Origin of the sequence: Streptomyces daqingensis, assembly GCF_014645895.1 — a bacterium.
Classification (GTDB): Bacteria; Actinomycetota; Actinomycetes; order Streptomycetales; family Streptomycetaceae; genus Streptomyces; species Streptomyces daqingensis.
The window spans coordinates 41,966-49,352 of record NZ_BMMP01000029.1; the positions used below are offsets into that span (position 1 = coordinate 41,966).

Annotated in this window: 7 protein-coding genes; 4 read left to right on the top strand and 3 right to left on the bottom strand. The window is 74.9% G+C overall.

Annotated elements, in window-relative coordinates:
* Positions 1-35 precede the first annotated feature (35 nt).
* Complete coding sequence (locus tag IEY56_RS27615) at positions 36-1,562, top strand: AlkA N-terminal domain-containing protein (protein ID WP_189040015.1); 1,527 nt, start codon at positions 36-38, stop codon at positions 1,560-1,562.
* Positions 1,563-1,602: 40 nt separating this feature from the next.
* Here the strand turns inward: IEY56_RS27615 and IEY56_RS27620 are convergent, their stop codons facing one another.
* Positions 1,603-1,992 (bottom strand): PPOX class F420-dependent oxidoreductase, encoded by a 390-nt coding sequence (locus IEY56_RS27620; RefSeq protein WP_189040016.1) that lies wholly within the window; start codon positions 1,990-1,992, stop codon positions 1,603-1,605.
* A gap of 126 nt (positions 1,993-2,118) precedes the next feature.
* Here IEY56_RS27620 and IEY56_RS27625 point away from each other — a divergent pair, with 126 nt between their 5' ends.
* Together IEY56_RS27625 and IEY56_RS27630 are read left to right on the top strand one after the other, a co-directional pair.
* Positions 2,119-3,465 carry a protein phosphatase 2C domain-containing protein gene (locus IEY56_RS27625; RefSeq protein WP_189040017.1) on the top strand — a complete coding sequence of 449 codons (1,347 nt, stop codon included), beginning with the start codon at positions 2,119-2,121 and terminating at the stop codon, positions 3,463-3,465.
* A gap of 162 nt (positions 3,466-3,627) precedes the next feature.
* The gene (locus tag IEY56_RS27630; protein ID WP_189040018.1) at positions 3,628-3,990 is read left to right on the top strand and encodes a hypothetical protein; all 363 of its coding nucleotides are present in this window, start codon (positions 3,628-3,630) and stop codon (positions 3,988-3,990) included.
* 129 nt (positions 3,991-4,119) lie between these two features.
* Here IEY56_RS27630 and IEY56_RS27635 read toward each other — a convergent pair whose 3' ends face one another.
* Both IEY56_RS27635 and IEY56_RS27640 read right to left on the bottom strand, forming a co-directional pair.
* The gene (locus IEY56_RS27635; protein ID WP_189040019.1) at positions 4,120-5,142 is read right to left on the bottom strand and encodes a DUF2637 domain-containing protein; all 1,023 of its coding nucleotides are present in this window, start codon (positions 5,140-5,142) and stop codon (positions 4,120-4,122) included.
* Positions 5,143-5,324: 182 nt separating this feature from the next.
* A complete protein-coding gene (locus tag IEY56_RS27640) occupies positions 5,325-6,185 on the bottom strand; it encodes a (2Fe-2S)-binding protein (protein WP_189040020.1) in 861 nt (286 codons plus the stop codon).
* Positions 6,186-6,382: 197 nt separating this feature from the next.
* Here IEY56_RS27640 and IEY56_RS27645 point away from each other — a divergent pair, with 197 nt between their 5' ends.
* Positions 6,383-7,270 carry a GntR family transcriptional regulator gene (locus IEY56_RS27645; RefSeq protein WP_308424183.1) on the top strand — a complete coding sequence of 296 codons (888 nt, stop codon included), beginning with the start codon at positions 6,383-6,385 and terminating at the stop codon, positions 7,268-7,270.
* Positions 7,271-7,387 lie beyond the last annotated feature (117 nt).

Sequence of the window (7,387 nt, forward strand, 5' to 3'; positions counted from 1 at the left end):
GCGGACCCTGCGGCCGGAGCAGACTGGATGCCGTGATGACGGACGAGAGCAGGTACGAGGCCGTACGCAGCCGTGACGCCCGCTTCGACGGGGTCTTCTTCCTGGGCGTGCGCACGACCGGCATCTACTGCCGCCCGAGCTGCCCAGCGGTCACTCCGAAGCGGGAGAACGTGCGCTACTACCCCTCGGCGGCAGCGGCCCAGGGGGGCGGGTTCCGCGCCTGCCGCCGCTGCCGTCCGGACGCCGTGCCGGGCTCCGCCGAGTGGAACGTGCGCGCGGACCTGGTCGGGCGGGCGATGCGCATGATCGGGGACGGCGTCGTGGACCGCGAGGGCGTCTCGGGGCTCGCCCGCAGGCTCGGGTACAGCCCCCGCCAGGTGCAGCGGCAGCTGACCGCCGAGCTGGGCGCCGGCCCCGTGGCCCTCGCACGCGCCCAGCGGGCGCACACCGCGAGGGTGCTGCTGCAGACGACGTCCCTGACGGTCACGGACATCGCGTTCGCCGCCGGGTTCGCGAGCGTCCGGCAGTTCAACGACACGATGCGTGAGATCTACGCACGTACGCCGGGGCAGCTGCGCAGCGCGGCACCGCGCGGCGGGCACGGCCGGCAGCCGGCGGAGGAGGGCGCGGGCCGTCCCGCCACCACGGGCGTCGCCCTGCGGCTGGCGTACAGGGGGCCGTACGCGGCGCGGGAGGTCTTCGACTTTCTGGAGCGCCGCGCCATCGGGGGAGTCGAGGAGACTTCAGGCGCTGCCGGGTCCCGCACGTACCGGCGGACGCTGCTGCTGCCGTGCGGCACGGGCATCGTCGAAGTGGACGAACACCACGCCGGAGACCGCCCGTCGGGGCGGGAGCCGGGCGCGCCGGGGGAGACGAGCGGATGGCTCGACTGCCGGCTCCACCTGGCCGATCTCCGTGACCTGACGACGGCGGTGCAGCGCGTGCGGCGGCTCTTCGACCTGGACGCCGATCCCCTTGCGGTGGCCGAACGGCTCGGCGCGGACGAGGTGCTGGGCGAGCTCGTCGCGCGGCGCCCCGGTCTGCGGGCCCCCGGCACGGCCGACCCGCACGAGCTGGCCGTCCGCGCCGTCCTCGGCCAGCAGATCACGGTCGCGGCGGCGCGCACCCTCGCCGGACGGCTCGTCGCCGCGTACGGGAAGCCGCTGCCCTCGCCGGACGGAGCTCTCACCCACCTCTTCCCCGAGGCGGACTCGCTCGCGGAGGCACCGCTGAGCGAGCTGGGCATGCCGGAGCGCCGCCGGGCCACGATCCGTACGGTCGCCGCGGCGCTCGCCGACGGCACCGTCTCCCTGCACGCGGGCGCGGACCGCGACGAGGCGGAGCGGTCGCTGCTCGCCCTGCCCGGCATCGGGCCGTGGAGCGCGGGCTACATGCGCATGCGGGCGCTGGGCGACCCGGACGTCTTCCTGCCGGGTGACGTGGGAGTGCGGAACGGACTCGCCTTCTGCGGCGCCGACGCGGCCCTGTCCGGGCAGTGGCGGCCGTGGCGCTCCTACGCCCTGCACCACCTGTGGCAGCTCGCCGCGAGCGGCGGGCGCTGAGCGCCGGGGGCCGCCGGGCGGGACGTGCGCTCACACCCCGTCAGACCTCGTCGAGTCCCCAGCTGTGCACCCAGCGGGGGTGGACGCGGATCAGCTCGTCGCTCAGACCGGGCGCCAGGTCGTGCGGCCCCGTCAGCAGCTCCGCCTCTCCCCGGATCTCGACCCCGCGCACCGTCCACGGGTCTGTGCTCACGACGTCGTCGACCACGAGCGCGAGCCGCGGCTCGGCCAGCAGGTTGCGCCAGCGCCGGGTCTGAGCGAGGGCGACACCGCCGGAGAGGACCGTCCCGTCGTTCTGCAGGAAGTACCCCACGGGGTTCACCTGCGGCTGGCCCGAGGGGTCGACCGTGGCCATGCGGCACAGCCGCCGGCCGGCGAGATAGGCGCGTTCGGCCTCGCCGAGGGACCGGCCGCGTGGTGAAGCGCTCATGACGGAAGGCTCACACGCCGGGGACGCGCACGCACCGGGCGCCGGTCCGACCGGGCGGCCGGTGCGGGGCCGGGACTGCCGCCCGGGGAGGTCTTCCCCGCCGCGAGTGCGGGCAACAATATGAGCATGACTCAGCAGGGGAGGCCTCGCGGACCGCACTCGGGCCGGCAGGACGACTGGTGGAGCCAGTTGTACGACCCGGGGTCACCGGACACCGGCCGCAGCGGCGCGGGCGACACCCTCGACGACCGCTACGCGTCCGTGCGGCGCACGATGGGCCCCGCCACGGCACCACCCGCCTCGCCGCCGCCCGCCGCACCACCCGCCTCGCCGCCGCCCGCCACGGAGCAGGAGCCGCCCGCGCAGCCGCCCGCCACGACGCCCGCGTCGGACGGGCCCGAGCCCGCCGGCCCTGGGCCCGTGGCGTCCGAGCCCGCCGGGCCGGAGGCCGTGACGCCGGACGTCCCCCGGAGCCCCGCGCACGTCGGAGAACGGCCGCCGACGTACGAAGCGGAGCCCGCGACCTTCCCCGCCGCCGACCCCGCCGCCCTGTCCGAACTCGTCCCCGACACGGTGCTGGACGGGGCGCACTACGGCGGACTCACCCTGCGTGCCGCGTCGTTGCGCGGTGACTCCGCCCGCCACCGCGGCGCGCTGCGGCGCGACGCCCTGCTGACCGCGCGGTTCGGTTCGGGGGAGTCCGCCCTGCTGCTGGTCGCCGTCGCGGCGGGCGGCCGGGCGGCGACGGGCGGGCACAGAGCGGCACGCGAGATCTGCCACTCGATGGGAGAGGTGGCGGGACGCAGCCACGCACGCCTGGCCGAGGACATACGCGCCGACCGGCGCGATGCGCTCAAGCCCGGCCTGCAGCGGCTGACGGAGCGCTGCTACGGCAAGCTGCGCGCGCAGGCGGCGGCGCTGGGCGTCCAGCCGGAGGAGTACACCGCCGACCTGCGCTGCCTGCTGCTGTCGGCCGACCCGCGCTGCCGTACACGGGTCTTCTTCGGCTGGGGGGACGCGGGACTCTTCCGGCTGCGCTCCGGGTCCTGGCGCGACCTGGAGACCGGCCCGGGCGGCTCCGCCCTGCACCCCGGTGAATCCGAGGCGAACGGCTCCGGGCAGGAGCCGGCCGCCTCCTCCGCCGGGCTCCTCGACCCCTCGGAACTCGCCGACCTGGCCGCGCTGAGCGTCCCCTCCACGCAGCGCGTGCCCGTGCCGCCGCCCGCTCCCCGCCAGGACCCCGACGCGTTCCGGTTCCGCGCCACGGAGGCGCAGCCGGGTGATGTCCTGCTGCTGTGCAGCCAGGGGCTCGCGGCTCCGCTGCGGGGTGAGCCCGCCTTCGCCCGGCAGCTGGCCGGTGCGTGGACGGACAATCCCGAACCGCCGGGCCTGGCGGCGTTCCTGGCGGACGTCCAGCTCCGGGTACGGGGTTACGCGGACGACCGCACGGCCGTCGCCGTCTGGGAAGGCTGACCGGGCGCCGGCCGGTACGAGGACGGCCCGGAAATGCGGCTTCCTGACGATGAGACAGGTTCACCCGATCTGTCCGTGTCCGTCCACGCATGCGAATTACGCGCGCTCAATACTGCTCGGGTGAGCCGGCGTCCAGCCGGCCGTCGAGGAGAGGAGACGCGTATGAAGATGAACCGTGCGATCAGCGCAGGCGTGCTGGCCCTGGGGCTGCTGGCCGGCGGCGGATGGTCCGCGCAGGCGGACTCGGCGAGCGCGCAGAAGCCCGCCGGGGGCGCGAAGATCCCGGGCTACGAGGTCGTCAGGCTGGAGAACCAGAACGTTCCCAACTTCCAGCGCCGCGTCGCCCGCTGCCCGAAGGGCAAGAAGGTCATCGGCGGCGGCGCCGAGGCGCGCGGCAACGAGGCGATCCTGGTCGGCAGCTTCCCCACCGACGACAACCGCGGCTGGATCGGCCTGGGCAGGCAGCCCGGCAGCCCCACCGTCGGCATCAGCGTGTTCGCGATCTGCGCCTACACCGGCCGCTGAGCCGCGTCCCCGGCCTGAACGCGTAGACCCCGCACCGGCCTGAAAACAGACGGACACCGGCCCGGCCCGCCCCCAGGGGGCAGGCCGGGCCGGTTCCGTTCTCCGGGCGGCCGGCGTCAGCCGGGCCGGTCACCCGAACTGCCGCTCGATCTGGGAGAGTTTCTCCTCCAGCGAGTCGAGCCGCGGGCTCGCCGCGCCGACGGATCCGTCCAGATCGCCGACGCCGCCGCCCATTCCGCTCGCGGGTCGCGAACGCAACGGCAGCATCCCCGTACCGGCCTCGCCCACTGCCTGGGCCGGGACGGCCGCAGCGGGCGCCGGAGCGTCCGTGTCGGGGTGTTCCCGGCCGCGTCCCCGCCGCCGGTGCTGGCGGTTCAGCGCCTTGACGCGGGCCCGGTCGAGCTTCTCCTGCTCGCGCCGGCGGAGACGTTCCTGCTCCTGCCGGCGGCGCTCGTCCCGGACCTCTTCCACCGCCTCGTCGAGCGTCCGTACGCCCTCGAGCAGCATCAGGGACCAGGCGCGGAAGGTCTCGCGCGGTGCCCGGAGCCAGCGCACCACGCGGATCTGCGGCAACGGCCTCGGGACGAGGCCCTGTTCGCGAAGGGCGGCCCGCCGTGTCTGCTTGAGCGCCCGGTCGAAGAGGATCGCCGCGGAGAGCGACATGCCGGCGAAGAACTCCGGCGCCCCGGCATGGCCGTCGCCCCGCGGCGCGTGCACCCAGTTGAACCACGCGGCGGCCCCCGCGAACGCCCAGACGAGCAGCCGCGACCCGAGGGACGCGTCCCCGTGGCTGGCCTCGCGCACCGCGATGACGGCCGAGAACATCGCCGCTCCGTCAAGCCCGAAGGGGACCAGGTACTCCCATCCGCCGGAGAGGCGCAGGTTCTGCCTTCCGAAGCCGACGAGGCCGTGGAAGGAGAGCGCCGCGGCGACCGCCGCGCAGCAGAACAGGAGCAGGTACGCGGCGGTGGCGTACAGGGTCTCCTTGCGTCTGCGCCGCTGCTCCATCTGCTCCCAGGAGTCCGCGTGTTCGTCGCCGCCCTTCCCTCCGGCGGCCCGTGTCCGTGCGATCACCACCGCCGCCGCGAGGGCGCCGGCGAGCAGCACGGCGCTCGCCACCACCCAGCTCAGCGGTATGTCCGTCACTCTCATCGGTCTGCCCCTTGCCGCCCGGAGCGGGCAGGCCGGTGGCCCGCCGGCGCCGTGCTCGCCTCGGCTGCTGCGTTGTCGCGGAGCATCCTGGCGCAGCGGAGGCCGCAAGAAGGTGAATTCGGTACAACTGGCCGCCAACGGGGGGCAGTCCGCATCGACGGGGGCGTTGTGTGTCGAACTGCTCAGCGATCGGGGGACAGGCGCGCGACCCGTTCCGCGTCGCACGTGCGGGGGCACGTCACGCAGGTGTCCTCCGGGCGCAGCGTGTAGTAGAGGCAGCAGCTCGCCCGGTCCCGGGTGGTGAGCAACTCGCCCTTCTTGCCGGTGAGTCGACGGAAACCGGCGCCCTGCGCGTACGGAGTGGTGCCGCCGGGGAGAAGCGCACCCGCCTCGCGCATCGCGCGCTCCTCCTCGCCGAGCAGGTGCCCGAGATACCAGAGCCCCTCGGTGATCTCGTCGGTCGCCATGCCCCACAGCGCCCTGCTGCCGCGCCGCACCCTGGAGCGGAACGCCTCCAGTACGGGGGTCAGGTGCTCCGCGACGGCCGCGCGCACCTCGGCGCGCAGCGCCTCCTCGTCCGCCACGACGCGGGCGCCGGGCTCGTGCGCGGCGGGATCGCCCGGCAGGCAGGCGAACTCTTCGATACGGACGGAGAGTTCACCGAGCGTCCGCTGGAAGGAGACGGCTTCGACGGGGATCCGCGGCACCCGCCGGTGCAGGAACCAGGGCATCGTGACGAGAAGGCAGACGGGCCACGCGTAGCGGTGCAGAGCGAAGCTCGCGACGACGTCGGGGCGGGGCTCCTGCCCGTAGTCCCGCCGCGCCTGCTCCGCGTCCCAGGAGAGGAAGTTCTCGAAAGTCGCGCCGCCTTCGGCCAGACGGGCGGCCCGCACCCAGCCGGCACCGGATGCCGGGGTCCCTCCCCGGGGCACCTCTCGTACGCGCAGGGCGGGAAACACCTCGGTCAGGCGCGCGTAGGCCGCGGTGAGCGGCGAGGCGAGGGACGGCTCGGACGGGGCGGGGGCGACAGCGTGCAGGGTCATGGGCGGACCACCGAATCGAAGATCACCGGCAGGTTAGCCTTACCTTATCCGATGCCGCGGAGGTTTGATCTCGCGCCGGGTCCGCCTATGGTGCACAGCGAGACCTGGAGGGGCAGATGGAGCAGACCGGAGCGGATGCGCCCGAACAGGAGGGTCGCACCGCACTCCACCCCCGCCTTTTGCCTCAGTCGCTTCCCGTGGGAGAGCAGCACCCCGCGGGGGCCGACGACGACCAGGGGGCACGGGGTGAGCATGTGCACAGCGAGCCCGCGGCACCGGGAGGGACCAGCGTCCCGGTCGTCCCGCGGGCCCGGGGAACGTCGGGATCGCGCGACGCCGCACGGGCGGCGGGCGTGGGCGCCGCCGCGACCGCCATGGGCGCCGCGGGCCCGCGGCCGTCCGGCCGCGGCACGCCCGCGAGGGGTGCCAGGGGCGTTCGCGACCCGGGCGAGGCCGGAGCGCCGAAGCAGCCGGAGCGCCACTCCGTGCGCGCGCAGGTGCTCGACGCCCTGCGCGAGGCGCTGCTTTCGGGAGAACTCGTCCCCGGCGAGGTCTACTCGGCACCGGCGCTGGCCGAGCGGTTCGGCGTCTCCGCGACGCCGGTGAGGGAGGCCATGCAGCGGCTCGTCTGCGAAGGGGCCGTCGAGACGGTGCCCAACCGCGGATTCCGCGTCGCCGTCTGCAGCGACCGGGACCTCGCCGAACTGGCGGAGATAAGAGCTCTGTTGGAGGTCCCGTCGGTGCTGGAGGCGGCCCGCGCGATGCCGCCCGAGTGCTGGGAGCGGCTGCGCCCCTATGCCGACGAGGCGCTCCGCACGGCTCAGGGCGGCGACCGTACGGCTTACGCGGAGGCCGACAGCGCCTTTCACGGCGCTCTTCTGGAGCTGACGGGAAACCGCCAACTCGTCGCCGTCGCCGCGGACATACAGCGCCGCGCACAGCGCCGCCCGGCTCCCGTCGCGCCGTCGACGTGCGCGGCGGAGCTGCTGGAGGACGCCCGCGGGCACTTCGAGATGCTCGACGCCCTGCGGACGCGTGACCTGGCCACCGTCGAGAGGCTCATGCGCGAACACGTCGCGTGCTGAGGCCGGTTCGGCCCGGCTGACGGCGAGCGGCGGGGAGCCGCCCCCGTTATGTTTTTCGCGGTCCTGCAATGGGGCCGTTGGCCTCCGGGCCCGGCATGACTGTTGCCCCCTGTCGAA

Coding starts and splice junctions, on each gene's coding strand:
- IEY56_RS27625 (WP_189040017.1), top strand. CDS start 2,119: ATGACTCAGCAGGGGAGGCCTCGCGGACCGCACTCGGGCCGGCAGGAC.
- IEY56_RS27615 (WP_189040015.1), top strand. CDS start 36: ATGACGGACGAGAGCAGGTACGAGGCCGTACGCAGCCGTGACGCCCGC.
- IEY56_RS27640 (WP_189040020.1), bottom strand. CDS start 6,185: ATGACCCTGCACGCTGTCGCCCCCGCCCCGTCCGAGCCGTCCCTCGCC.
- IEY56_RS27630 (WP_189040018.1), top strand. CDS start 3,628: ATGAAGATGAACCGTGCGATCAGCGCAGGCGTGCTGGCCCTGGGGCTG.
- IEY56_RS27635 (WP_189040019.1), bottom strand. CDS start 5,142: ATGAGAGTGACGGACATACCGCTGAGCTGGGTGGTGGCGAGCGCCGTG.
- IEY56_RS27620 (WP_189040016.1), bottom strand. CDS start 1,992: ATGAGCGCTTCACCACGCGGCCGGTCCCTCGGCGAGGCCGAACGCGCC.